At 55.6% G+C, this 24546-nt stretch carries 24 protein-coding genes and 1 riboswitch; of the genes, 7 read left to right on the plus strand and 17 right to left on the minus strand.

The features are described from left to right. Positions 1-3 precede the first annotated feature (3 nt). Entirely contained in the window at positions 4-1557 is a 1554-nt protein-coding gene (locus CLV88_RS10980; RefSeq protein ID WP_106608432.1) for an AMP-binding protein, read from the plus strand. Positions 1558-1619: 62 nt separating this feature from the next. Here the strand turns inward: CLV88_RS10980 and CLV88_RS10985 are convergent, their stop codons facing one another. The 14 genes from CLV88_RS10985 to miaB all read right to left on the minus strand — a co-directional run bounded on the left by CLV88_RS10985 (position 1620) and on the right by miaB (position 15625). After that, on the minus strand, positions 1620-3014 hold the full coding sequence (locus CLV88_RS10985) for a KAP family P-loop NTPase fold protein (RefSeq protein WP_106608433.1): 1395 nt from the start codon (positions 3012-3014) through the stop codon (positions 1620-1622). A gap of 153 nt (positions 3015-3167) precedes the next feature. Continuing rightward, complete coding sequence (locus tag CLV88_RS10990) at positions 3168-4166, minus strand: aldo/keto reductase (RefSeq protein ID WP_106608434.1); 999 nt, start codon at positions 4164-4166, stop codon at positions 3168-3170. Positions 4167-4169: 3 nt separating this feature from the next. Next, positions 4170-4784, minus strand: a complete 615-nt coding sequence (locus CLV88_RS10995; protein ID WP_106608435.1) for a (d)CMP kinase — start codon at positions 4782-4784, stop codon at positions 4170-4172. A 59-nt stretch (positions 4785-4843) separates the two neighbouring features. Then, a complete protein-coding gene (locus CLV88_RS11000) occupies positions 4844-5350 on the minus strand; it encodes a hypothetical protein (protein WP_106608436.1) in 507 nt (168 codons plus the stop codon). 148 nt (positions 5351-5498) lie between these two features. Next, positions 5499-6851, minus strand: a complete 1353-nt coding sequence (aroA, locus tag CLV88_RS11005; RefSeq protein ID WP_106608437.1) for a 3-phosphoshikimate 1-carboxyvinyltransferase — start codon at positions 6849-6851, stop codon at positions 5499-5501. A gap of 90 nt (positions 6852-6941) precedes the next feature. Next, positions 6942-7655 (minus strand): tRNA (guanosine(46)-N7)-methyltransferase TrmB, encoded by a 714-nt coding sequence (trmB, locus tag CLV88_RS11010; RefSeq protein WP_106608438.1) that lies wholly within the window; start codon positions 7653-7655, stop codon positions 6942-6944. A gap of 118 nt (positions 7656-7773) precedes the next feature. Next, positions 7774-8955, minus strand: coding sequence for a methionine adenosyltransferase (metK, locus tag CLV88_RS11015; protein WP_106608439.1), 1182 nt, complete (start codon positions 8953-8955; stop codon positions 7774-7776). A 4-nt stretch (positions 8956-8959) separates the two neighbouring features. Next, positions 8960-9009, minus strand: a riboswitch (SAM-SAH riboswitch). Between the two features lie 37 nt (positions 9010-9046). Continuing rightward, a complete protein-coding gene (gene lnt / locus CLV88_RS11020; RefSeq protein ID WP_106608440.1) occupies positions 9047-10552 on the minus strand; it encodes an apolipoprotein N-acyltransferase in 1506 nt (501 codons plus the stop codon). Then, complete coding sequence (locus tag CLV88_RS11025; RefSeq protein WP_106608441.1) at positions 10545-11432, minus strand: CBS domain-containing protein; 888 nt, start codon at positions 11430-11432, stop codon at positions 10545-10547. The genes lnt and CLV88_RS11025 overlap by 8 nt, the downstream gene beginning before the upstream one ends. A 30-nt stretch (positions 11433-11462) precedes the next feature. Next, a complete protein-coding gene (ybeY, locus tag CLV88_RS11030; protein ID WP_106608494.1) occupies positions 11463-11963 on the minus strand; it encodes an rRNA maturation RNase YbeY in 501 nt (166 codons plus the stop codon). A gap of 30 nt (positions 11964-11993) precedes the next feature. Then, positions 11994-13019 (minus strand): PhoH family protein, encoded by a 1026-nt coding sequence (locus CLV88_RS11035; RefSeq protein WP_106608442.1) that lies wholly within the window; start codon positions 13017-13019, stop codon positions 11994-11996. Positions 13020-13183: 164 nt separating this feature from the next. Next, positions 13184-13480 (minus strand): hypothetical protein, encoded by a 297-nt coding sequence (locus CLV88_RS11040; RefSeq protein WP_106608443.1) that lies wholly within the window; start codon positions 13478-13480, stop codon positions 13184-13186. A gap of 12 nt (positions 13481-13492) precedes the next feature. Next, positions 13493-13993: an OmpA family protein gene (locus CLV88_RS11045; RefSeq protein ID WP_243403639.1), complete on the minus strand. Its 501-nt coding sequence runs from the start codon at positions 13991-13993 to the stop codon at positions 13493-13495. 312 nt (positions 13994-14305) lie between these two features. Next, on the minus strand, positions 14306-15625 hold the full coding sequence (gene miaB / locus CLV88_RS11050) for a tRNA (N6-isopentenyl adenosine(37)-C2)-methylthiotransferase MiaB (RefSeq protein WP_106608445.1): 1320 nt from the start codon (positions 15623-15625) through the stop codon (positions 14306-14308). Positions 15626-15733: 108 nt separating this feature from the next. On the opposite strand from miaB, the gene CLV88_RS11055 reads away from it, so the two are divergent. After that, positions 15734-16603: a hypothetical protein gene (locus CLV88_RS11055; protein WP_106608446.1), complete on the plus strand. Its 870-nt coding sequence runs from the start codon at positions 15734-15736 to the stop codon at positions 16601-16603. A 12-nt stretch (positions 16604-16615) separates the two neighbouring features. Here CLV88_RS11055 and CLV88_RS11060 read toward each other — a convergent pair whose 3' ends face one another. Together CLV88_RS11060 and irr are read right to left on the minus strand one after the other, a co-directional pair. Continuing rightward, a complete protein-coding gene (locus CLV88_RS11060; protein WP_106608447.1) occupies positions 16616-17605 on the minus strand; it encodes an NADPH:quinone reductase in 990 nt (329 codons plus the stop codon). Between the two features lie 69 nt (positions 17606-17674). Further along, positions 17675-18085 carry a Fur family transcriptional regulator Irr gene (irr, locus tag CLV88_RS11065; protein ID WP_106608448.1) on the minus strand — a complete coding sequence of 137 codons (411 nt, stop codon included), beginning with the start codon at positions 18083-18085 and terminating at the stop codon, positions 17675-17677. A 174-nt stretch (positions 18086-18259) separates the two neighbouring features. Here irr and fabA point away from each other — a divergent pair, with 174 nt between their 5' ends. The 5 genes from fabA to CLV88_RS11090 all read left to right on the plus strand — a co-directional run bounded on the left by fabA (position 18260) and on the right by CLV88_RS11090 (position 22562). Next, a complete protein-coding gene (gene fabA, locus CLV88_RS11070) occupies positions 18260-18769 on the plus strand; it encodes a bifunctional 3-hydroxydecanoyl-ACP dehydratase/trans-2-decenoyl-ACP isomerase (protein WP_106608449.1) in 510 nt (169 codons plus the stop codon). Between the two features lie 37 nt (positions 18770-18806). Continuing rightward, positions 18807-20036, plus strand: a complete 1230-nt coding sequence (fabB, locus tag CLV88_RS11075; RefSeq protein ID WP_106608450.1) for a beta-ketoacyl-ACP synthase I — start codon at positions 18807-18809, stop codon at positions 20034-20036. A 7-nt stretch (positions 20037-20043) separates the two neighbouring features. After that, complete coding sequence (locus tag CLV88_RS11080) at positions 20044-20835, plus strand: enoyl-ACP reductase FabI (RefSeq protein ID WP_106608451.1); 792 nt, start codon at positions 20044-20046, stop codon at positions 20833-20835. A 34-nt stretch (positions 20836-20869) separates the two neighbouring features. Further along, positions 20870-21307 (plus strand): D-aminoacyl-tRNA deacylase, encoded by a 438-nt coding sequence (gene dtd / locus CLV88_RS11085; protein ID WP_106608452.1) that lies wholly within the window; start codon positions 20870-20872, stop codon positions 21305-21307. A 142-nt stretch (positions 21308-21449) separates the two neighbouring features. Further along, entirely contained in the window at positions 21450-22562 is a 1113-nt protein-coding gene (locus CLV88_RS11090) for a DUF4147 domain-containing protein (protein WP_106608453.1), read from the plus strand. Between the two features lie 85 nt (positions 22563-22647). On the opposite strand, the gene CLV88_RS11095 is transcribed toward CLV88_RS11090, so the two are convergent. Further along, positions 22648-24534 carry an acyl-CoA synthetase gene (locus tag CLV88_RS11095; RefSeq protein ID WP_106608454.1) on the minus strand — a complete coding sequence of 629 codons (1887 nt, stop codon included), beginning with the start codon at positions 24532-24534 and terminating at the stop codon, positions 22648-22650. Positions 24535-24546 lie beyond the last annotated feature (12 nt).

Genomic DNA, 24546 nt, shown 5'->3' on the forward strand with positions numbered 1-24546 from the left:
TTTATGTCCATTGTCAAAAGCACTTTTCCAGACGTCGCACTTTCACAAAAAACCGTCACCCAACGCGTGTTCGACGGGATCGACCCCGCCGCGATCATCCTCACCGATGGCCCATCCGGGCGCACGCTCACTGGGGCAGACTTCATGTCGGCCGTGAAATCTCTCGCCGGTGGCCTCACCGCGCGCGGGTTTGGCCCCGGCAAAACCGTCGCCATCATGGCCCCAAATATTCCCGAATACTGCGTCGTGTTCCACGCCATTGCATGGGCCGGTGGAACAGCAACAACAATTAACCCCACCTACACCGCACCCGAGGTGACCTATCAGCTCACCGATGCCAACGCCGACCTGCTGATCACCATCGCGCCCTTTGCCGACACCGCCAAAGACGCGATCACCGGCACCAACGTAGACACCATCGCCTTCATTGGCGACGCGCCCGACGGCACCGTTCCCCTGTCCGACCTCATGGGCACACCTCAGACCGAACAGGCCCCCGTCGATGTCGCCAACCACGTCGTCGCCCTGCCCTATTCTTCGGGCACAACCGGCCTGCCAAAAGGGGTCATGCTCACCCACCAGAACCTTGTCGTGAATATCGACCAAACCATGGCCACCATGGATTTTGACCCCGGCGAAACCACCCTCGCCTTCTTGCCCTTTTTTCACATCTACGGGCTTCAGGTTCTCATGAACATGTATATTAGCGCAGGATGTGGGCTGATCACCATCCCGCGCTTTGACCTCGAAATGTATCTCGATCTTGTCGCGAAGCACAAAACCCGGCGCCTCTGGGTCGTGCCCCCCGTCGCCCTCGCGCTCGCCAAACACCCGATCGTCGACAAATACGACCTGTCTTTCATAACCGAGATCTTTTCGGCTGCCGCCCCCCTTGGCGCAGACGTGGCCGAGGCACTGGCCGCCCGGCTCAACACCCATGTCGCCCAAGGCTACGGCATGACCGAGCTCAGCCCGGTCAGCCATGTCTCGCCGCAGGGGCGCGGGCGTGCAGGCTCCTCCGGTGTCGCCATCTCAAACACCGAGGCCAAGATCATCGACACCGAAACCGGCGCTGATCTGCCCCCCACTGAAACCGGCCAGCTCCTCGTGCGCGGCCCCCAGGTGATGAAAGGGTATCTCAACAACCCCAGCGCCACCGCCGAAACCATCGACGCAGAGGGTTGGTTGCATACCGGCGATGTCGGCTGCTTTGACGATGATGGCTATCTCACCCTCACCGACCGCGTCAAAGAGCTGATCAAGTACAAAGGCTTTCAAGTCGCCCCCGCCGAACTCGAAGCCGCCCTGCTCACCCATCCCCTGATCTCAGACGCCGCCGTGATCGGCATTGCCGATGATGACGCCGGCGAGGTGCCCATGGCCTTTGTCGTCTGCCCAACCGAGGAAAAAGCAACCCTAGAGAGCGTCCAGGCCCATCTCGATGGCCGCCTCGCCCATTACAAACAGATCCGCCACCTCAAACTGGTCGACTCTGTGCCCCAATCCCCCTCCGGCAAAATCCTGCGCCGCCTACTTCGGGATGAAATGGGCGTTTGATATTCGGCGACACGGCCCGCCCATAGCGGCGGGTCGGGTGATGCCGGGAAACACACACGATTTTAAATCTCCTGAGCACTCGCCTCAGGCACAGCATCGAAACGCGCAACCACATCAAGCATGGCTTGATGACTGGGGACGTAGTGCTGCGATAACAACTCGCAGATCTTGTACTCATCATAGTAGCGTTTATCGTCAGGAGGCAGAAAGCGATCTCGTGGAATGGTCAGTAACAAGCGACATTGGTTTTCGTTAGGAAGTTTCTGTAATCTGCCTCTGTAAAATTTCTGATCCCCGAATTTGCCCTCGGTCCACGCTACTTGCGCCAACTCAGGCACCAAATTCGAACGCTTCAGAAAATCTGAGATAGTCTCAGCCTCACCCGCAGACAACCTTGACCGAAACTCCAAAAACACCAACAACGGCCCATCTATCGGCTGATCGCGATAGCACCGCATCGCCAATTCCACCTTCAACAAGGCCCGCTTGATCTGTCGAATCGACAAAACTGAGGCCAAGACAATTTGCTCCGCCAATTCCGCCGCCGCCTTCACCGAAAACTCGGGCGCATCTCCATAGGGCACTTCTAACGGCAACGTCCCGAACAACTCCTTTGTCGCCGCCGCGCGCACCTCAACCGTGTCCGGCAGTTTCAGACGAATATCGACAAATTTGTCGAGGTACTTTTCCCCGCTCTTCATCTCTCCAAACCGATGCGCCGCCAGACTTTCCAAATACGCGGCGTTCACCATCAAACAGAACACAAACCCCGGATGGTCAAAGACCAGCTTCATCGCCTCCAATAACGCAATCGCATAATCCGGGTGGCATCGGTCCAACTCGTCAATCAGGATCACAACGCGATCCGTCTTGCCCTTTTTTGTCAACGCCTCCCGCAATGCGGTTAACTGCTCCGGCAGCTCCTCTTGGCGCACTTTCTCAGCGGCCAACTGCGCCCCGATCAGCTTGCCCGCCTGCTTGGACAAATCCTGTTCAACCGCATTCACCGCCGTTTCGAGCGATTGAACCTCACTCGCTTGCGACGCAATGTAGTCTCCGGCTGTATCAAGCGCCATCCCGGTGCCTGCTCTCAGCACAGCACCCGCGGTCATACGCCCCGCCAAACCCGCGACGCGTTTCCCCTTTTCAAATGCTTTTTGCCGCCCGCTTTTGTCTTCTTTCGGCAAAGCGTCGATCAACGCGCCGATAAACGTCACCACCGGGTCACCGGAATGATCCGAAAGCTGTGCATCGATCTCGACAACCACTTCGCCTTCAATGCAAAGCTGCTTGGCCCAGGCTTTTCGAAAAAACGTTTTGCCTCGCCCAAAACCGGCTTCAATCGAGATGACCTTGGCATCGTCAACCGACCGGATCAGATTACCAAAGCTCTCCCCGACCGCGCTATAGTCCAACCGATCTTTAACCCATGGATCCACCGATTTTTCGTCACTCATGAACAAGACCCTACACAAACCAAAAAAAACACAATAATATCAGCGCGCTAATCCACGATCCTAAAGCTCACTTTCAATCCGGAGAAGTCCGCAAAATCGCACCGACGCGATACTGACGGAATACCGACGTAATACCGACGTTGAATTTCACCCCTAACTGAACCTCTCAGGGCCAACCCACTGTACCACGTCATAGCGATCTCCATGTGCCCAGCCGACCGGCAACACCGCCTCGATCGTGGCCAAATCGCTGTCGCTCAGCGTGATTTCCGCCCCTCTCACCAGCTCATTGAAGTGGGTGACAGAGCGTGTGCCGGGGATGGCAAAAACGTGCTCGCCTTGAGCGAGAACCCATGCAATCGCCAGCGCGGCGGCGGGTAAACCCATGTCTGCGGCCAAGGCGCGGAACTTGTCTGACTCTTTGATATTAAAGTCAAAATTTGACCCCATGAACCGTGGATTGTTTCGCATGAACGGGATTTCCAGAATGCGTTCATACGAAAGCGGGTTGTCCGTAAGCAAGGAACGACCCACCGGAGAAAACGCCACCAGCGCCACATTCAACTCTGCACAGGTTTGCACCAACCCCAATTCCGGCGCGCGCACTGACAGCGAATATTCAGACTGCACCGCGGACACAGGAAATTCTCCATGCGCTCTACGTAAAGAACTGGGTGCTATCTCACTGAATCCAATGTGTTTTGTCTTGCCCCGACGCACCAATTCACCCAAAGCGCCCGCCACGTCTTCAATGGGCATTTCGGGGTCACGACGGTGCACGTAAAACAGATCAACACAATCTATGCCCATCCGCACCAAGCTCTGGTCAAGCTCCGCCTCAAGGTGTGCCAAGTCATTGCGAATACATCGTTTTCCGGCGTCATCTTTAGTGATCGCCGCCTTGCTTGCAATAAAAAACCTGTCCCGCGCGCCCTTGCCTCGCGCAGCCAGATACGTCCCAATCCGCTGCTCAGACGTGCCCATCCCATAGACATTGGCAGTGTCCAAATGGGTCACCCCCACATCCATTGCCGCATCCAAAATCGCGTGGCTCCGCGCCTCATCCGTCGGTCCATAGAAGTCTGAAAAAGACATCGCGCCAACGCCAACTGCTGATACATCCGGACCGTTTGAAAACTTGCGTAACTTCATGATTTAAATACCGTTCTTGCGACCTTCCACGACTTGAATTGCGCGAGAAACCGCCTCTTCAATGCTCAGGTTCGACGTATCTATTTCGACCGCATCCTGCGCCGCCACCAGCGGTGCCTCAGCCCTCTCACGATCCCGCCGGTCGCGCTCAACGACATCTGCCAGCACAGTATCACGGCTCACATCCATTCCGTTCTGCACCAGTTCCGCAAACCTCCTGTCCGCCCGCACCTCGGCACTGGCGGTCACAAAAAGTTTCGCCTCCGCCTCCGGGCAAATCACAGTTCCAATGTCGCGCCCATCCAAAACCGCCCCGCCTGCACGTCGCGCAAATGCCCGCTGAAACTCGATCAACGCCGCGCGAACTTCGCCAATGACGGCTACTTTGCTAGCTGACTGCGCAACCTCTGGGGTACGCAAATTGTCGCCCTGCAAATCTTCAGATGTCAGAGACTTGGCGGCTTCGACGGGGTCCGCGCCGAGCAAAACACACGCGCCAACGGCTCGATATAGCAGTCCCGTATCGAGATGTGCAAAGCCAAAATGCGCTGCAACAGCCTTGGAAATGGTCCCTTTCCCAGCCGCCGCCGGACCGTCAATTGCAATGGTATAGCTCATGAAACCTCGCTGATGTTATGCCGTCTCTCTATCTCAAGCTTTAGCCTCACGAGCAAGCCTTAGAGCACCCATCGCCGCAAAGATACACGGGCTGCGCCAAACAAAAGGGCGGCAAAACAAAGGGTTGAGGAGATAGATTTGCTAATTGTCCAAAAACTGGACAAGCTCACCAGCGAACCTTCAATCGTCTCGACCGGCATTGTGAGCATGACAGACACCAGATAATTCTCCAGATAATCAGAAGCGGCCCCCAACAATGCGACAAAGCCAAAGAATGTGGCCCACCAACGTGAAAACAACATCTGAAAGCCTAGGATGAAAGTTAGTGCCAAAACTGCTGGAAAAAAGATATCCAGCTTATGCTGGACACCAAGGTAGAAGTCCCGCCCCGGCGCACTGAGAGCGCTGAGAAATGCCTGAGCGTCTTCCATTGAATAGCCCGTAGGACGCAGGTCGAACGGCACTTGCCCGCCTGCTTCTTGCGACACAAAGGGCAATGCCCATAGCACAATCGCCAAATAGGCTGCGCTTGCCACTACGAAACTGATCCAAAAGGCTCGCTGCATTCACACCCCAGATTGGGACATCCTAGCCGACCAAACGGCGACATCGGTTGCCCACATTCACATCCCGCCGATCATGACGCCGAAACTGGCAAAAGCAACAAAAACCGCCTTTGAAGAATTGACGCGCGCGCATTCTCCAATTGCGATTTTACGTGTCTGTTCGGACCACGTTTGCCCCGAGCGCGCTCATCAGCGGTTCGAAAATCGGGAACGACGTGGCAATCGGGTTCCCGTTGTCAACGCTAACCGGATTGTTGGCGGCCATGCCCAGCACCATGAAACTCATGGCGATGCGGTGATCAAGATGGCTTTCACATGTGGCGCCGCCCGGTATATTGCCGTGGCCAAGCCCATGCACGACCCACCAATCGTCACCCTCGTCCACTTTGACACCATTCAAACGCAGGCCAGTTGCCATAGCGTCGATCCGATCGGACTCCTTGACGCGCAACTCTTTGACGCCCTTCATCACTGTGTTGCCAGACGCAAATGCCGCGACCACGGACAGAACCGGGTATTCGTCAATCATCGATGCCGCGCGCGCAGGATCTACGTCAATCCCCTTGAGATCAGGCGAAAACTTGGCGCGAAGATCAGCAACGGGTTCGCCACCTTCCTCGCGTTCATTTTCATAAGTCAGATCAGCACCCATTTCACGTAGCGTGGTAAACAATCCAGCGCGTGTTGGATTCAGCCCGATATTTGGCACCAGCACATCCGAACCTGGCGTGATAATCGCAGCGCAAACCGGAAATGCTGCAGAGCTTGGGTCGCGCGGCACAACAATCGTCTGGGGCTTTAGCTCTGGCTGTCCATTCAGAGTGATGACCCGTCCTTGATTCGTTTCTTCAACGGAAATCTCAGCGCCAAAGCCCTTCAGCATGCGTTCGGTATGATCTCGCGTGGCTTCTTTTTCGATCACCACAGTTTGGCCCGGTGCGTTCAGCCCTGCGAGCAAAACAGCTGATTTCACCTGTGCCGAGGGCATGGGCACTTCATAGTTTACAGATACGGGTGCGGACGCCCCAACAATGGTCATCGGCAAACGCCCGCCCGAGCGACCAACAGATGTCGCCCCAAACAGCGCGATTGGATCAGTCACCCGCGCCATTGGGCGTTTATTCAGACTAGCGTCGCCAGTAAAAGTGGCCGTAACTCCAGAGGTTGCCATCGCTCCCATGATCAGGCGGACACCGGTGCCGGAGTTTCCGCAATCGATCACGTTGTCCGGTTCTGCAAAACCGCCGACACCGACACCGTGCACAGTCCATTCACCATTTCCATGCTCAATTACATCAGCCCCAAAGGCACGCATGGCCTTGGCTGTGTCCAGTACGTCTTCGCCTTCAAGCAAACCGGAAATATTGGTCTCCCCCACGGCCATCGCACCCAAAATAAGCGAGCGATGGGAAATGGATTTGTCGCCGGGAACATGCGCCTCGCCTGTTAGCGGGCCACAGGGATTAGACGTCATTGGAATGATGGTGCCGTGTCCGGACATGAGCGCGCGCTTCCTCTATAGATCGTTGTCTTTCTGTTAGCGCAACACCCCGGTGTCGTCCATGCCGTGTGACGCACTACTGATCAGAAATCAGGTTCGCCGGAACGTCAGGTAGTGCGGACTACGCCCCTCACGAAAGGCTTTTTGTTCATAGCGGGTGGAGATCCAGTCATCCCAGGGTGCACGCCAGTCATCCGGGCGTTCCGCCAACCACTCAAAACCGAACTGCGGCACCTGTTCCAACGTTTGGCGTACATAGTCCGGGATATCTGTTGCCACACGGAAAATCGCACCCGGTTTCAAAACCTTTGCTAACGGTGCGAGGTGCTCTGGCGTTACAAACCGCCGGCGGTGATGGCGCTTTTTCGGCCAAGGATCAGGATAAAGCAGAAAGGCGCGTGAAATGCTTGCTTCGGGCAATACATCGAACATGTCTCGCGCATCGCCGGGATGTACACGCACATTGGCTGCCCCGGCTTTGCGGATTTTGCCCAGCAACATGGCGACGCCGTTGATATAGGGTTCACATCCAATGATCCCGACATTTGGGTTTTGCACGGCCTGATGCACCATATGTTCACCACCCCCAAACCCGATTTCCAGCCAGACGTCTCGGTCGCCAAAAATGCTAGCCAGATCAAGCGGTGTGCGTTCTGGGTTCACATCCCAATCCACAGCTCCGGGGGACAGCGCAGCCAGGTCCTGATCGAGATAGGCTTCCTGGCTCTTGCGCAGGCCTTTACCTTTGAAACGACCATAAAAATTGCGCCATGGAGCGCCTGATGGATGTTTGGAATCTGTCATGCCGCGGGCATAGTGTTTTGAGCGGGAATTGTCCAATCACTGGCACATCTCTGGCACAAAAAAAGGCCAAAGCCCCGTGTTTTAGGCTTTGGCCTTTTTGTCAGATCGCTGAATAGCGTCAAACAGCTTTCTTAAGGACCTCGACCAGATCAGTTTTTTCCCAACTGAAACCGCCATCGGCGTCCGGCTGGCGGCCAAAGTGTCCATAAGCCGCTGTGCGCTGATAGATCGGCTTGTTCAGGCTCAGATGTTCGCGAATGCCACGCGGGCTCAGGTCCATAACCTGCCCAATTGCCTTTTCAATGTCTACTGGCGCGACCTGACCGCTGCCATGTGTTTCGGCATAGATCGACAGAGGTTGGCTAACGCCAATCGCATAGCTGAGCTGGATCGTGCAGCGCTCGGCCATGCCCGCCGCGACAACGTTCTTGGCCAGATAGCGCGCTGCATAGGCGGCAGAACGGTCTACTTTGGTCGGGTCTTTACCAGAAAACGCTCCCCCCCCGTGTGGGGCTGCACCGCCATAAGTATCAACGATGATTTTGCGGCCGGTTAGTCCAGCGTCGCCATCAGGTCCGCCAATGACAAACTTGCCTGTGGGGTTCACGTGCCAGACTGTGTCGCCACTGACCCAGCCTTCGGGTAGAACTTCACGGATGTATGGCTCGACCACCGCGCGCACATCGTCCGAGGTCATGTTTTCGTCCATGTGCTGGGTTGACAATACAATTGAGCTGACGCCAACTGGAACACCATTTTCGTAAATCACCGAAAGCTGGGATTTCGCGTCAGGCCCCAGCGTCGGTTCCTGACCAGATTTACGCACTTCGGCCAAACGGCGCAGAATGGCATGAGAATACTGGATCGGGGCTGGCATTAGCGCTTCGGTTTCACGTGTGGCATAGCCAAACATAATCCCTTGATCGCCAGCGCCCTCGTCCTTGTTGGCTGCCGCGTCTACGCCTTGGGCAATATGCGCGGATTGCTCGTGCAACAGGTTGGTGATCTCGACGGTTTCGTGGTGAAACTTGTCCTGCTCGTATCCGATGTCTTTGATACAGGCACGCGCAATATCGTCGATGCGCCCCATATACTCGGTCAGCTTGGCCTGATCAGACAGGCCAACTTCGCCCCCGATCACAACCCGGTTTGTGGTCGCAAACGTTTCTGCAGCAACCCGTGCTTCGGGTTCCTCGGCCAAAAATGCGTCCAATACCGCATCGGAAATGCGGTCGCATACCTTATCGGGATGCCCTTCCGAAACGCTTTCGGAAGTGAAAGTGTAGTTCTGTCTGCTCATGAAGTGCTCCATTGTTTCTGAACGCGTCACGCCAGGAAGCCGTTGTGACGGTGAATAACGCAGTCCGGCTTACGCTGGACGACGCGTTAGGTCAATCGCTTTTGAAACGCGTACGTAGCGTTAATAATCCAGTAACCACAAGCAAAACGAAAGCCAGCGGCAGGTCGCCGGTGCGCGAATACATGGTTGGTGTGGCTGCTGGCGGCAACGCGGCGTCGATGTACCCCTCTTCGTTCAGCGGCAAAAAGGCGGTGACGCGTCCCTTGGCCGATATGACAGCAGACACACCGGTGTTGGCCGCGCGCACCATTGGCAGACCCTGCTCAATCGCGCGCATCCGTGCTTGGGCAAGATGCTGATACGGTCCTGAAAAGTTTCCGAACCAAGCATCGTTGGTCACTTGCATTAAAAAGTCCGGCCGTTCCGCCGCTCCACCAACATCCTGTGGGAAAACCGCCTCGTAGCAGATCAAGGGAAGCGCTTTGCCAAGCTTTCCCAAATCCATCACAACCGGGCCCGAACCGGCGGAATAGCCATCGCCATGCTGGCTGGCAAATCCGCGAATACCAAACCAGCTCAGCATATTGCCCAATGGAATGTACTCTCCAAATGGAACAAGGTGGTGCTTGTCATACACCTGCGCGACCTGCCCCTGCGCGTCCATTAAGACAGCAGAGTTATAGGCGCGCACGCCGTCGGTCCGGTTGACTCCGAGCACAACGGGTTTGCCAGCTGCAGCCTCGGCAATCACGTCCAACGTATGTCCGGCGCGATCCAGTAAAACCGGCACCGAGGTTTCCGGCCAAATGATCAGCTCCGGGCGAGTCTCGCCAACCGCTGTGTAGAGCACTGCACGATCGAAGAACCGGCGCATGTGTTCCGGTTCCCATTTCAAATGCTGCGGCGCGTTGGGTTGCACCAACCGAACAACTGGCGCATCAGTTGCAACCGGCAGATCGCCCCTGGGCGTCAGAAACAGAGCCGCAACCACCGAAATGGCGCCGATAGCAGGCGCAAAACGTTGGCGCCCTTCCCGGCTTGCGGCAACTGACACCAGCCACGCGAGCAGGAACACAAACAGGTTCACCCCGTGCGGACCAAGCCAAGACGCCAACTGGCCACCAACGGAATCCACCAACACATAGCCCGGCATACCCCATGGGAAGCCACCGAAGACATATGCACGTGCCAACTCTGCCAGAGACAGGAACACCGCGAGCGGCCAAATCGCATTACTGACCCGGCGTGTTGCCCAAAACGCTAGTGCCCAAAATAGGCCAAGGCCAGTCGAAAGGAAGAGAATGGCAAATGGCGCCATCCAACCGTGCCGCATAGGGTCCACAAAAAACGGTTCCACGATCCAATGGATCGAGACCGCAAAATAGCCGACGCCAAGACCCCAGCCAAGCCACCACGCTTGCCCAGGCGATTGGGTTCTTCCCAAATACAAAACGGCGACGCCCAGACCAGCAATTGTTAGGAAAAAAAGGTCGAACGGCGGGTGGCCCAGACCGGCAACTCCGCCAGCCGCCAACATCACCAACAAGTCGCGCCGCGTCACCGATTGAAACCAGCGACGCCGACGCCCGTCAGTCATCAATAGAGCTTTCAGGCAATATCACACGCAAACGTTTGATGCGGCGTGGGTCTGCATCTATCACCTCAAAGGTCACACCATCAGGTAGTTCCATAACTTCGCCACGGGCGGGGACGTGCCCACACAGCATGAACGCCAAGCCACCCAGCGTATCGACCTCTTCCACATCCACATCTTCGTAATGTGTCAGAGACCGACCAATCGCCGCCTCAAACTCTGCGAGCGGCGACTTGGCATAAGCCAGATAAGATCCCGGTTTTTCCTCGGTCCAGAGGTCGACTTCCTCGATGTCGTGTTCGTCTTCGATTTCGCCGATGACCTGTTCAATCAAATCCTCAATCGTAACGAGGCCATCAACGCCGCCATATTCGTCAATCACCAATGCCATGTGACGACGCTCTGCCTGCATACGTGTCAGCAACACGCCAATCGACATCGAAGGCGGCACAAACAGCAAGGGGCGCAGGCCCAGCTTGACCGAAAACCGTCCACCGGTCCCATTAAACCCGTGGCGCAATGCGAAATCTTTTAGGTGAACAAAACCAATCGGCGTATCCAGCGTACCTTCATAAACCGGAACCCGGGTCAGACCGCTTTCACGGAAAAGTTGTACAAGGTCCGCCTTGGTAATGGTTGACGGCACCGCAACGATGTCTGCCTTCGGAATAGCCACATCCTCAACCCGCATACGGCGCAGGTTGATCATACCATGGGTTTGAACCGGCGGGGGTGTCGACACTGCCGCCTCGCCCGAAGACTCATTTGTCTGGGAAGTGTCTGAAAAAAACAGGCGTCGTAATATGCCGCCCTTACTCTTGCTTTGGCCTACAGGCTGCGCGCGAAGCGCTGCGTTAGAAGACCCGTCGATACTGTCGCCCATTGTTCCTTTCCGTCGGGGATACGCCCCTTTTTAAGTATATGGGTCCGCTATGCCCAATTTGCCAAGTATCTCTGTCTCAAGCGATTCCATCAAAGTGGCATCTTTGTCACGGACATGATCATACCCCAAGAGGTGTAACAGGCCGTGAACAGCCAAATGGGTCACATGATCGTGCATGGTTTTACCTTCCTCTGCCGCCTCGCGCGCACAGGTTTCCCACGCAATTGCAATGTCACCCAACTCATCCGCCATACCGAGTAGTCCCGGCCCTGGGAGCGCCGGTGTATCACCATCAATTTGCACGCCGCGTTCTTCACTTGGCCAGCTCAACACATTGGTTGGCACGGGTTTGTCGCGAAATTCGGTGTTCAGAGTCGCAATGCGCGCGTCATCACAGGCCAGTAGCGCCACCTCAAACTGGTTTGCATCCAGACCGAGATGGGACAACGCCGCGCGACAAGCGCGCTCGGACAACCCTTCAAGATCGATGGCCTCCCATCGTCCATCCTCGATGATCGCGTCAATCAACATGTTCATTCTCTCGCACAGGGGCTGCCTTATTCAGGCGCGTCTGTCCTTGTCTGACTGTGCGCGCTCTGAGTCCGCGTCATATGCCTTGATGATCGCGGCCACAAGCGGATGCCGAACCACATCGTCCGCAGTGAAGTAATTGAAGGAGATCTTGTCGATATGGCTGAGCAATCGTTCGGCATCCCTTAGCCCAGACTGCACGCCGCGTGGCAGGTCAACCTGACTGCGATCCCCCGTGATCACCATACGTGATCCCTCACCCAGTCGGGTCAGGAACATCTTCATCTGCATGGTTGTGGCATTCTGCGCCTCGTCCAGCACCACAAAGGCATTCGCCAAGGTGCGCCCCCGCATAAAGGCGAGGGGAGCAATTTCGATTCGCTTCTCTTCGATCAACTTTGCCAGCTGCTTGCCCGGTAGGAAATCATTCAGCGCATCATAAAGCGGCTGCATATACGGATCGACCTTGTCCTTCATATCGCCAGGCAGATAGCCCAGCTTTTCGCCAGCTTCGACCGCAGGACGACTTAGGATGATGCGGTCGACATGTCCTTGAATGAACAGCGAAACACCAACCGCCACGGCAAGATAGGTTTTGCCCGTACCAGCCGGACCAATACCAAAGGCGAGCTCATTGTTGAACAGCGACATGACGTAAGCTTTTTGAGCGTCGGTGCGCGGTTCCACCAGTTTTTTGCGCGTCTTGATCTCAACCGTGCCGCCTTTGAACATTTCAAGCTGATCACCGGCCCGCGTTCCAGTATCGGCCTCTGAACCGCCCATACGGATTTCGCGGTCAATATCTCCATGTTCCACGGATTTACCGGTTTCCAGACGTTCATACAGTGAGGACAGGATTTGAGCCGCTTCCTCACGTGCGCCATCTTCGCCGTGAATCGCCAACTGATTGCCGCGCCTTAATATCTGCACCCCAACCTTTTGTTCGATGTCTGCCAGATTGCGATCATATTCCCCGCAAAGGTCTATCAACAAACGATTATCCGGAAACTCGATAAGGGTTTCTGTAGGCTGTTGAGCTGCGGGCGGTGGGGTCATTGCGCCAGTGGGCAAGCATGTCTCCTAAACAAAAAGAGTCGTTATGTGTCGATGGTGCCAAGATGCGCTAGCACGTGCAAGCACCGTGGGATGAATTTTCCATGACCAAACGAAAAAAGACCGCTTGCATCGCTGCAAGCGGTCCAATTTTTCATCCCGGTCGATCAAATCTGATCTTTAAAGGCCGATCCCGATTTGAACGGGCCCGTTGCCACGCCGGGAGGGGCCGCACCGGAACAGACCGGCTTACCATATGGGTCAAGCCGCTGTGACAGATACCCCTCGACGCCGTCGTCGATGATCCAATGGTCACACCCGTTTGGATCAACCCAAATACCGGCGGTCATTGTGCTGATGTGATCACTGTCAAAACCGCGGTCGACGGTCTTGTCGACCTTGTTGTCACACGCCGCAACACCGACACTTAGCGATAGAAGGAGAACACCTTTGATAAGTTTCATTTTCATTCTCCCTTAACGCAGACAAATGATTTCGACGCGGCGGTTCTGTGCCATGCCAGATGCCGTACGATTGCTCGCCCGCGGGACACGCTCGCCATATCCACGAACGTCCACGACACGCGCGCCAGATTGACGGGCAACCTGTGCCACCGCATTGGCGCGATTGTGGCTCAGACGCATGTTGTAGGAATCAGACGCACGACTGTCTGTATGGCCCGCAATGATAAAGGCAGACGCGGTTGAATTCTGAAAAAACTGCGCCAGACTCTGCCGATTTGCTGCGTTGATGTAATATTTGTCGGTTGCAAAAAACTGATCCGAGTTCATCACACCGCACACACTGCCACGTCGACACACAGGAATACCGTTCCGGTTCACGTGCGGTGTCATATACCCTTCGGCACCATCATCCATAACCCAGTGTTCGCACCCGTCCGGGTCAACCCACACAGTCGGGATATATTCTTGTCCCAACACAGTCCGCTGGGTTTGTGCCGCCACCGGTGGAACCATTGCCACAATTGCCATGCAGACAGCTGCGACTCCCCCCAACGCGGCCCGGATCGATTTACTTGTCTTATCCGCCACGACTTGATCCTCTCAATACACTCCGAAAGCCGATCCCGTGAATCGTTTTCGAAATCAAGGCCTTCACTAATTTTCAAAGATTAGCGGAATTAGCCAACATGTGAAGGATTAATCCCGAGTTCCACGACCACCACCTGTAAAAAATGGCAAAATTGTGGCTCAAATTGGGCAGGTCCCTAATCAGCGCATCGCCAATCTGGCCTGTTTAGCCAGATTGTTTCCTGTTTAAAAATAATGTCAGAGGAGTTCGCCAGCCAGCGAGTTGGTTCCGCTCTTAACGATTCTGACCTTGGCGAGTTCGCCGATCGCAGCAGAGCAATCTGCCACGTGAACGGCGTGCAAATACTCTGATTTGCCCACCATCTGACCGTCAAACCGCCCTGCCCGCTCAAACAAAACCTGAATTTCACGTCCGACCATGCTATCCTGAATCTCGCGCTGCTGTTGCGCAACCAGCGCTTGCAGGCGGTAGAGGCGATCGCTCGCCTCGGAATCGTCCACCAAAGGACGCTCAGCCGCTGGAGTTCCCGGACGCGTCGAATATTTAAAGCTGTACGCCTGCCCGTACTTAACTTCTTCGATCAAATTCATCGTGTCCTGAAAATCTGCTTCGGTTTCTTCCGGGAAACCAACGATGAAATCGCCCGACAACAGAATATCAGGGCGCGCCTCGCGGATACGTTCGATCAAGCGAAGATAGCTTTCGCGATCATGGTTGCGATTCATCCGTTTCAGAATTTTGTTGCTGCCTGACTGAACAGGCAAATGCAGATACGGCATCAACTTGGAGCATGTGCCATGGGCTTCGATCAGATCATCCATCATGTCGTTAGGGTGGCTGGTGGTGAAGCGTATCCGCTCCAGACCATCGATTTTGTCCAGCTCCCAGATCAGTTGCGCAAGCGTTTTGTCGCCGCCACCCGAAACACCGTGATAGGCGTTAACATTCTGCCCCAGCAACGTTATCTCACGCACGCCGCGCTCCACCAGATCGCGGGCCTCACTCAGCACGCGATCCACTGGCCGACTGACCTCGGCTCCACGCGTATAGGGCACAACACAGAAAGCGCAAAATTTATCGCACCCTTCCTGAACGGTCAGAAACGCGGTCGGGCCACGCTTGGCCTTGGGGCGGTTCTTGAGTTTCTCGAACTTATCTTCCTCGGGGAAATCAGTGTCCAGCGCCTTGGCACCGTCCTGTGTCTTGGCTTCCATCTCGGGCAAACGGTGATAAGCTTGCGGGCCCACCACCAGATCCACAATCGGCTGACGGCGCATGATTTCTTCGCCTTCCGCCTGTGCCACGCATCCCGCGACACCAATTTTCAGGTCAGGTTTTTCAGCCTTTAGCCCCTTAAATCGCCCCAGTTCCGAGTAGACTTTCTCAGCCGCTTTTTCACGTATGTGACAAGTGTTGAGCAAAATCATATCCGCGTTATCCGGGGTGTCTGTTGTTTCATACCCTGCGCCGCCCATGGCCTCGGCCATGCGCTCGCTGTCATAAACGTTCATCTGACAGCCATAGGTTTTGATGTAGAGCTTTTTTGTATCAGCCATGAGAGCGTCCTTCGCGGTATGAGCGCGCTTCCCTACATCATAAACAGGGCGCCTTGCAATGCACGGCAATTTGACGGAGTCTCGCGAAAAAGAAGCAAGAGGCACAGAATGCGTTTCGACTCCGTTTCACAGCTCATTCAAAACGGCAAATCAGAGCTGCAAGCCGGTCCGGTTGCCTTGATTTTTATGGAAGACGACACCGAAATCGATACGACGCTGCGCCATCATATCGACCTTGGCTTCACGACAATCATCGCGTTCATGCCAGCCTCCTTTACAATGGCAAAGGATCTGGCTGAAATTTGCGTTAGAGTGACATTGGAAAATCCGCGCGGCGATACCGTCATGCGTACTGTCAATCAGATCAACGACGTAGCGCCAGGAACATGGTTTTATTATTGCTTCAACAGTGAATATCTGTTTTTTCCTTTCTGCGAAACCCGCACAGTTGGCGAAATGCTGGCCTTTCAGACAGAAGAACGCCGAGACGCGATTTTGTCGTATGTCGTTGACCTCTATGCGCCTGACCTCAAGGTCGCGCCAAATGCTGTTTCTCTTGAAGACGCACAGCTCGACCGTAGTGGATATTATGCACTTGCGCGAAATGATCCACAGAATCACAATCACCCGAAGGAACGCCAACTGAATTTCTACGGTGGCCTTCGTTGGCGGTTTGAAGAACACGTTCCCGCTGAGCGGCGCAAAATCGACCGGATTTCGCTTTTCAAAGCCGCGCCGGGTCTTCAGCTGCGGGAAGATTTCACTTTCAACGACGAAGAATTCAACACCTACGCCTGCCCATGGCACAATAATATTACCGCGGCCATTTGTTCGTTTCGCACCGCCAAGGCGCTGAAACGAAACCCCGGCAGCACTTTTGCGATCGAAGATTTCAAATGGTACAATTCAACGACGTTTGAATGGCACTCACGGCAACTGCTGGATCTTGGGTTGATGGAACCGGGGCAATGGTTTTAGCGCCGCTGCGTTTCAATCCATCTTTACGAGCACGGGCCCTTTACGCTGGCCGGTTTCAACTGCCTCGTGTGCCAGAAACGCGTTTTCAGGCGTAAAAACCGATGGGTCGACGGGTGCTAGCGCATTGTCGCAAAGTGCCGCGTTTAGTTTCTGAATCGCATGCGCGCGCGCCTGTTCGGATAAGATATAGATCAACACGATATCCAGTGTCAGCGCTTTGAAGAGCATTGGGCCAAATGGGAGAGTTGGCGTCATGTCTTTAGCGGATCCGTAAATCGCAACCCGCCCATTTGGCGCCATGACATCCGCCAGCATGGCCGCATTTGCCCCGAATTCGACCTCTACAGCCAAGTCTATAGCGCTCTCTCCTGCGACCTTTTGAATTTCCTCAGACAAAGTCGCGCCTTTGTAGTCTAAGACTGCATCCGCCCCAGCCGCCTTGACGCGATCGCCGTCTGAGGGCGAACACGTTGCAATGACACGTGCGCCGCCCCATTTGGCAAGCTGCACCGCCAGATAACCGACAGAGCCGCCTCCCCCGCTGACAAGAACGGCTTTACCTTTCACCGAACCGCCCGCAAAAACACAATGGCTTGCAGTTAGGCCTGGAATTCCGAGAACAGCACCTGTTTCCAAAGAAATGGTGTCAGGCAAAGGAACTGCCTGATCTTGCGGTAAACAAATATACTCTGAACACGTGCCATACGCGCGTTGCCATTGCCCGTTCCAAAGCCAGACCCGTTCGCCAACGCGCCCCGGATCAACATTGCTGCCAACGGCGTCAATGACACCTGATCCGTCACTATGGGGAATGATCGCGTTAAAAAGTGGTTTGGTGACGCCGGGGCGCGCGCCGGATCTCGCCTTTACATCCGAGGGATTCACACCGGAATAGGAAATCCTAACACGCACCTCTCCCGGTTCAGGCTTTGGCTGTTCCATTTGTTCCAGATTCAAGACATCCCGCGCCGCGCCAAAGGCGCGCCAAATCACAGCTTTCAAATTATCGCTCCCTGCATCAGCTGCGGTATGCTGTCACAGGGTCGGATTTGGTGCAATCTCAGAGAGGACCTAAGTCCGGCGCAACCGGATAACGACATCAACTTTTGATATCTCAGCACCGGCAGGCGGATCGGGTAAACGCGCGATGCTTAGCTGTTCCAGCGGCGCATCGGTTAGTTCACGCTCGTCTTCCCAAAAGAAATGTGGGTGATCAATGGTGTTGGTATCAAAGTAGCTCTTAGACCCATCAACCGTGATTTCTTGCATCAAACCCGCGTCACAAAACGCACGCAGCGTATTGTAAACCGTTGCAAGAGATACCTTTTCTCCTGAACTGCGTACGGAGTCGAAAAGGCTCTCAGCGGTGACGTGCCGATCGTTTCCATCGCCGACAAGCAACGAAGCCAGCACCACACGCTGCCGTGTCGGGCGCAGGCCTGCATCGGCAAGCCACTTTGTTCCGATTTCGGTAGCTTCCATAACAAAACACACTATTTTGGTTCTTAGTAATTGATATAGCGCTTCTGTGACCCGTTTTTCAATTGAAAATGATTTGCAAGGTCAACAACCTATACCACTGTTTCCTTGCAGGACGCCTTAGCGCGGTGCTAGAGGGAGCAGGAATAGCTAAAGAACCGAGAGGGATCCATTCGAATGGCCGACTACCCCACCAGCTTCGATAAAGAAGGCTTGCTCAAATGCGCCCGTGGCGAACTTTTTGGCCCTGGGAATGCGCAATTGCCGGCGCCACCGATGCTGATGATGGATCGGATTACTCAGGTTTCTGGTGACGGAGGCAAACACGGCAAGGGTCATGTGGTTGCCGAATTCGACATTACTCCGGATCTTTGGTTTTTTGACTGCCACTTTCCCGGCAACCCGATCATGCCAGGCTGCCTTGGACTCGATGGCCTGTGGCAGCTGACAGGTTTCAACCTTGGCTGGCGTGGTTGGCAGGGGCGCGGTTATGCGCTTGGCGTAGGCGAGGTTAAACTCAAGGGCATGGTACGGCCGGACCGCAAAGTGCTGACCTATTATGTTGATTTCACCAAGGCTATTCAGACCCGCCGTCTGACTATGGGCGTCGCGGATGGTATTGTCGAAGCCGACGGAGAAGTTATCTATGAAGTCAAAGATATGAAGGTTGCCCTGTCGGAAAGCTAACCGACACCACACCTTGGACCAAAACAGGAGAGCGCTAATGCGTCGCGTTGTTGTAACCGGATTGGGCATCGTCTCGTCCATCGGAACGAACGTCGAAGAGGTCACAGCCTCGCTCAAGGCGGGAAAGTCTGGAATCACGGCCAGCCCGGAGATGGCCGAGCATGGTTTTCGCAGCCAGATTGCCGGTTCAATCGACGTTGATGCTTCCGCGCACATCGACAAACGGACATTGCGTTTCATGGGGCCCGGTGCCGCCTATGCGCACATCGCGATGCAACAAGCAATCGCAGATGCAGGCCTGAGCGAAAATCACGTCGTGAACGAGCGCACCGGCCTAGTTGCCGGGTCTGGCGGCCCATCGACCAGCGCAATGCTGACGGCTCACCAGACTGTGCTGAAAACCGGCGCAACCAAGCGGATCGGCCCATTTGCGGTGCCAAAGTGCATGTCTTCGACGATTTCCGCAAATTTGGCGACCGCGTTTAAGATTAAGGGCATCAATTATTCAATCACCTCCGCATGCTCCACATCTCTGCACTGTATTGGTAACGCCGCTGAACAGATCATGATGGGTAAGCAAGACGTCATGTTCGCAGGCGGTGGCGAAGAGTTAGACTGGACTTTGTCCTGCTTGTTCGACGCGATGGGGGCCATGTCCTCCAAAAGCAACGACGCCCCGGAAAAAGCGTCACGCGCGTTCGACGAAAACCGTGATGGATTCGTGATCTCTGGAGGCGGCGGAATCGTAGTGCTCGAAGATCTCGAACACGCACAAGCCCGCGGTGCCAAGATCTACGCCGAAGTAACAGGCTTCGCGGCGACCTCGGACGGGCACGATATGGTTGCCCCTTCTGGTGAAGGCGGAGAACGGGCCATGCGCCTTGCGCTGCAAACACTTCCCGAGGGGCGTAGTGTCTCGTATATCAATGCCCATGGCACCTCGACTCCGGTTGGCGACGTCGGCGAAGTAGAGGCCGTGCGTCGTGTCTTCGAAGGCAAATCGCAACCGCCAATCTCTTCGACCAAATCGATGACCGGCCACGCCCAGGGGGCCGCCGGAGCTCTGGAGGCAATCTTTTGCCTGCTCATGCTGGATGGTGACTTTATTACTCCTTCGATCAATGTCGAAACGCTTGATCCCGCCATCAATCCAGAAGAGATCGCAACGCAAACCGTTGAGAATGCTGGTCTCGACACGGTGATGACAAACAGCTTTGGGTTCGGTGGCACGAACGGCTCCATGCTCTTGTCGAAATTCAAAGGATAACAAGACGATGTCTCAAGTACTCAAGGGCAAACGTGGGCTGATCATGGGCGTCGCAAACGAACGCTCCATCGCGTGGGGCATTGCAAAGGCCATGCACGAAGCCGGCGCCGAGCTGGCCTTTACCTATCAGGGCGAGGCTTTTGGCAAACGCGTTGCCCCGCTGGTCGCAGGTCTGAATAGTGAATTTCTGGTAGACGTCGACGTCACGGACGATGCTTCCCTTGATCGCGCTTTTGACGAGCTGAGCGCCAAGTGGCCAACCATCGACTTTGTGGTTCACGCCATCGCCTATTCCGACAAAAATGAGCTTTCTGGTCGATTTGTCGACACTACTCGCGACAATTTCAAGAATTCGCTGGATATCTCCTGCTATTCATTGATCGAAATCGCCCGTCGCGCACATCCGATGATGGCCGAAAACGGTGGTACGATCCTGACGATGACCTATCAGGGCTCTAACCGCGTCACCCCGTTCTACAATGTCATGGGGGTGGCCAAGGCCGCATTGGAAAGCGCCACGCGCTACCTTGCCAATGATCTTGGCCCGGATGGTATTCGCGTCAACGCAATCTCTCCCGGCCCAATGAAGACTTTGGCTGGTGCGGTGATCGGCGGTGCGCGCAAAACTTTCAAACATACCGACATCAACTCGCCAATGCGGGCCAATGCCACGCTCGAGGCGATTGGCGGGACGGCGGTTTACCTGGCATCCGATGCTGGCAATTGTACAACCGGCGAAGTAATCCGCGTGGATGGCGGCTATCACGTGCTGGGCATGCCCCAACCGGACAACCTCTAAGCACCTAAGGCAGCGCAATGTTAGGGTTGCTGGGATGAGGGCTCTTGTACAACGCGTCTCCGACGCCTCGGTCACGGTCGACAACCAAGTGGTTGGCGAAATCGGACCGGGTCTTCTTATTTTGGTCTGCGCCATGCAAGGTGACTCAAAAGATAACGCAGACAAGCTTGCGGCCAAGGTCGCAAAGCTGCGCATTTTTCAGGATGACGCCGGAAAAATGAACCGCTCGCTGATCGACACGGGCCGCGCGGCGCTGGTCGTGTCACAATTTACGCTGGCAGCAGATACACGCAGCGGAAACCGTCCGGGGTTTTCAACGGCCGCCGCCCCTCAGGATGGTGAACGCCTTTACGAGTACTTCGCCGATCAGCTATCCAACTTGGGCATTGCAACCGCGCGCGGTCAATTTGGCGCAGAAATGAAAGTGCGCCTACTGAACGACGGCCCGGTAACGATATGGCTAGATATCTAGCTCGGATCACGGCGCAACTTCACACGATCCGGACATGTAACTAATTAGTTACAAGAGCCGTCAAAACTACCTGACTTTGCTCTTGCGGCACTGGAACATTGCCGCCAATTAGGTCAATGTGCGCGCAAACCGGGAGAGCCAAATGAACAGCGCAGAATTGCTCACTGAAATCTGGAATGCAGGTGTCGACGCAGTGCGCGGCGACATCGCCGTGACCACCGCCTTGGAAGAGCAAAACACCGCACGCCCGGACCAAATCCTTGCCGTCGGCAAAGCCGCAGCAGCCATGGCAAAAGCAGCGCGCGCGCATTTCGGCAACGACATTCCCGCGCTCGTTGTGACCAAATACGACCATGCTGACGGGTTGGACGACGGCGTGAAAATCATCGAGGCCGCTCATCCGGTTCCGGACGAAAATTCGCTGCGTGGTGGCCGGGCCTTGGTAGACGTGGTAGCTACGATGCCAGCCAACAGTCACCTCCTGATGCTTGTCTCTGGCGGAGCCTCAGCCCTTGCCGAATGCCCCGTTGGCGATATGTCATTAGCCGAACTACAGGCCGAAAACACTCGGCTCCTGTCCCAGGGGCTCGACATCCACGCGATGAACAAGCGGCGCAAAGAAATCTCAGCTGTCAAGGGTGGCGGACTGCTCAGCAGGTTTCAAGGCGCGCATGTTACAACACTGGCAATCTCTGATGTTGAAGGCGACGCGCTTGGCGTAATCGGTTCTGGCATCGGCGATGCGGCCCCCGACGCTTCATTTACTTTTGACCCCCATATTGTCGCGTCAAACGCCATTGCCCGTTCGGCATGCGCGACCAAAGCCCGAGAACTTGGCCTCGACGTAATCGCCAACGAAGAAACACTATATGATGACGTCGTTGCGCTTACGCCGCGCATCGGTCAGGAATTGCGCGACAGCCCAAAAGGATTGCGGATTTATGGCGGCGAGCCCACCGTGATCCTGCCCGCTAACCCGGGCGAAGGGGGGCGCAACCAAGCGCTTGCGCTGGCCCTCGCCCAGGAAATTACAGATCAAGATACCCTTACGGTACTTGTGGCGGGCACCGATGGCACCGACGGTCCAACAAAGGCCGCAGGCGGGTTGGTCGACGGCTCCACATGGCAGGACGAGGCAAAAACCTTCCTGACCGACGCAAACAGCGGCGTGTTCCTGCGCCGACGCACCGCCCTCTTCACATCGGGCCCAACCGGCACAAACGTCATGGATCTGGCACTGGCGCTAAAGTCCTGAGCCAATGCGCTTCTCAATGTCCTGAAATACCCCGGGGGTAAATTTTGCCTTGGGCAAAAGAGGGGGCTGGCCCCCTCCCCTACTGTTATGCTGCGGCCCACTCCCATGGCACCACAAACGCACCCAGCACTTTAGAAACATCTTCGTCCGAAACAGCACCCTGCCCGGACAACTGCGCGACCAAACCACGTTTCTTGTCATCCACAACAAGCGCCACACGCGCGTCAACACCCTCTTTCTCAAGGACCGCATCAAAAACCCGCGTGATCGCCCGCTTGCGCAGATCGGGCTTGAACACCTTGCCAACTGCTGTCTTGGGCAATTCGGGCAGCACCTCAACGTGCTTGGGGTGTGCAGCGCGCTCATGCACATGCACCTTGGCATGTTTGAGCAGGTCCTCAGCGCTTACAGACGCACCATCGATCAATTCGACATAGGCACAGGCCACCTCACCCGAATGGGCGTCCGGCTGCCCAATCGCCCCGGCAAAGGCCACGTCGTGATGGGCCAAGAGCGCCTCTTCGATCTCTGCAGGATCAATGTTATGCCCGCCCCGAATAATCAGATCTTTAGCGCGGCCCGTGATCCACAAATAGCCGTCCGCGTCTTTGCGTCCCAGATCCCCAGAGCGCAAGTACTTTTCGTGATAGAACAAGTCAGTGTTTTTGTCCGCCTCAGTATAGGTATTGCCCGCGTAAACACCCGGGTTAGAGATGCAAATCTCACCTACCTCGTCAACACCGCATTCGACCGGGCCATCCGGCGTGCCCTTGTAAATGCGCACATCCGTATGGGGAAAGGGCAATCCAACCGAACCAACCTTTTTGGCGCCGCTTGGCGGATTGCATGACACAAGACAGGTTGCCTCGGTCAACCCATAGCCTTCGACGATATCAACCCCACAGGTACTCTCAAACCGCTTGAACAGCTCCATCGGCATCGGTGCCGATCCCGAAAATGCTGTTTTAATGGTCGAGATATCGGCATCCACCGGCCGCTGCATCAGCGCGGAAACCGCCGTGGGAACCGTGATGATAAAACTGATCTTCCAGCGCTCGCAAAGCTTCCAGAAGTTGTCAAAAACGCCATCGCCGCGATATCCGGCTGGCGTCGGGAACACCACATGCGCGCCAGAGGCAATCGCCGCCTGCATGATCACATGCACGGCAAACACGTGAAACAGCGGCAGCGGGCACATGATATTGTCTTTCTCAGTAAACAAAAGCCGCTGCCCCAGCCAGCCGTTGTAAACCATACCCGAATAGAGATGCTGGGCCACTTTGGGCATACCCGTGGTCCCACCCGTGTGAAAATATGCACCCACGCGATCCTGACCACCATCCGCAAAGTCCAGCGTCGTATTATAGCGCGCCAGCTCCTTGTTGAAATCCTTCACATCCGCATGGTGGTTGCCCGGATTCTTGGGACGGATCAGCGGCACGATCCAGCTTTTGGGTGGGGTCAGATACCGGTTGAGATCTATTTCCAGAACCGTATGCACACCCGGCGCATGTCGCACCGCTTCGGCGACCTTTTCGGCCACATCCGTTTTAGGAAAGGCCTTGAGTGTCACAACCACCTTTGCGCCGGTCTCGCGCAGGATCGAACCGATCTGTTCCGGCTCCAGCAGCGGGTTGATTGGGTTGGCAATGCCCGCGATCATCCCGCCCAACAGCGTGATCAACGTCTCATGGCAATTCGGCAGGACATAGGCCACCGTATCGCTTTCACCAACACCCATGTCACGGAACATATTCGCCGCCTGCATCGTCATTTGATGCAGCTCGTTCCAGCTCAGGGTAACAGCCTTGTCTTTGGGGCCAGACATCAATTGATAGCTAACCGCTGGTCGGTCAGGAAACTTGTCCTTTGTCGCCGTCAGGAACTCATAAACAGTCTTGGGCAAGCCACGCTCGTCCCACGCCATTTCCCCCTCGATGGCCTTCAGATCGGCCAGCGTCTCAAAGCTCATGTTCTCTCCCCT

This window comes from Shimia abyssi (genome assembly GCF_003014475.1).
GTDB classification, from domain to species: Bacteria; Pseudomonadota; Alphaproteobacteria; order Rhodobacterales; family Rhodobacteraceae; genus Shimia; species Shimia abyssi.

What these genes read in the sequence shown, in the direction of transcription:
- CLV88_RS10980 (WP_106608432.1), top strand. Translation starts at nt 4, where the DNA reads ATGTCCATTGTCAAAAGCACTTTTCCAGACGTCGCACTTTCACAAAAA.
- CLV88_RS11040 (WP_106608443.1), bottom strand. Translation starts at nt 13,480, where the DNA reads ATGAAACTTATCAAAGGTGTTCTCCTTCTATCGCTAAGTGTCGGTGTT.
- fabB (WP_106608450.1), top strand. Translation starts at nt 18,807, where the DNA reads ATGCGTCGCGTTGTTGTAACCGGATTGGGCATCGTCTCGTCCATCGGA.
- irr (WP_106608448.1), bottom strand. Translation starts at nt 18,085, where the DNA reads ATGGAAGCTACCGAAATCGGAACAAAGTGGCTTGCCGATGCAGGCCTG.
- trmB (WP_106608438.1), bottom strand. Translation starts at nt 7,655, where the DNA reads ATGACAGATTCCAAACATCCATCAGGCGCTCCATGGCGCAATTTTTAT.
- CLV88_RS11045 (WP_243403639.1), bottom strand. Translation starts at nt 13,993, where the DNA reads ATGGTTCCACCGGTGGCGGCACAAACCCAGCGGACTGTGTTGGGACAA.
- CLV88_RS11035 (WP_106608442.1), bottom strand. Translation starts at nt 13,019, where the DNA reads ATGACCCCACCGCCCGCAGCTCAACAGCCTACAGAAACCCTTATCGAG.
- CLV88_RS11000 (WP_106608436.1), bottom strand. Translation starts at nt 5,350, where the DNA reads ATGCAGCGAGCCTTTTGGATCAGTTTCGTAGTGGCAAGCGCAGCCTAT.
- CLV88_RS10990 (WP_106608434.1), bottom strand. Translation starts at nt 4,166, where the DNA reads ATGAAGTTACGCAAGTTTTCAAACGGTCCGGATGTATCAGCAGTTGGC.
- CLV88_RS10995 (WP_106608435.1), bottom strand. Translation starts at nt 4,784, where the DNA reads ATGAGCTATACCATTGCAATTGACGGTCCGGCGGCGGCTGGGAAAGGG.
- CLV88_RS11095 (WP_106608454.1), bottom strand. Translation starts at nt 24,534, where the DNA reads ATGAGCTTTGAGACGCTGGCCGATCTGAAGGCCATCGAGGGGGAAATG.
- aroA (WP_106608437.1), bottom strand. Translation starts at nt 6,851, where the DNA reads ATGTCCGGACACGGCACCATCATTCCAATGACGTCTAATCCCTGTGGC.
- ybeY (WP_106608494.1), bottom strand. Translation starts at nt 11,963, where the DNA reads ATGTTGATTGACGCGATCATCGAGGATGGACGATGGGAGGCCATCGAT.
- metK (WP_106608439.1), bottom strand. Translation starts at nt 8,955, where the DNA reads ATGAGCAGACAGAACTACACTTTCACTTCCGAAAGCGTTTCGGAAGGG.
- CLV88_RS11025 (WP_106608441.1), bottom strand. Translation starts at nt 11,432, where the DNA reads ATGGGCGACAGTATCGACGGGTCTTCTAACGCAGCGCTTCGCGCGCAG.
- dtd (WP_106608452.1), top strand. Translation starts at nt 20,870, where the DNA reads ATGAGGGCTCTTGTACAACGCGTCTCCGACGCCTCGGTCACGGTCGAC.
- miaB (WP_106608445.1), bottom strand. Translation starts at nt 15,625, where the DNA reads ATGGCTGATACAAAAAAGCTCTACATCAAAACCTATGGCTGTCAGATG.
- CLV88_RS10985 (WP_106608433.1), bottom strand. Translation starts at nt 3,014, where the DNA reads ATGAGTGACGAAAAATCGGTGGATCCATGGGTTAAAGATCGGTTGGAC.
- fabA (WP_106608449.1), top strand. Translation starts at nt 18,260, where the DNA reads ATGGCCGACTACCCCACCAGCTTCGATAAAGAAGGCTTGCTCAAATGC.
- lnt (WP_106608440.1), bottom strand. Translation starts at nt 10,552, where the DNA reads ATGACTGACGGGCGTCGGCGTCGCTGGTTTCAATCGGTGACGCGGCGC.
- CLV88_RS11080 (WP_106608451.1), top strand. Translation starts at nt 20,044, where the DNA reads ATGTCTCAAGTACTCAAGGGCAAACGTGGGCTGATCATGGGCGTCGCA.
- CLV88_RS11090 (WP_106608453.1), top strand. Translation starts at nt 21,450, where the DNA reads ATGAACAGCGCAGAATTGCTCACTGAAATCTGGAATGCAGGTGTCGAC.
- CLV88_RS11055 (WP_106608446.1), top strand. Translation starts at nt 15,734, where the DNA reads ATGCGTTTCGACTCCGTTTCACAGCTCATTCAAAACGGCAAATCAGAG.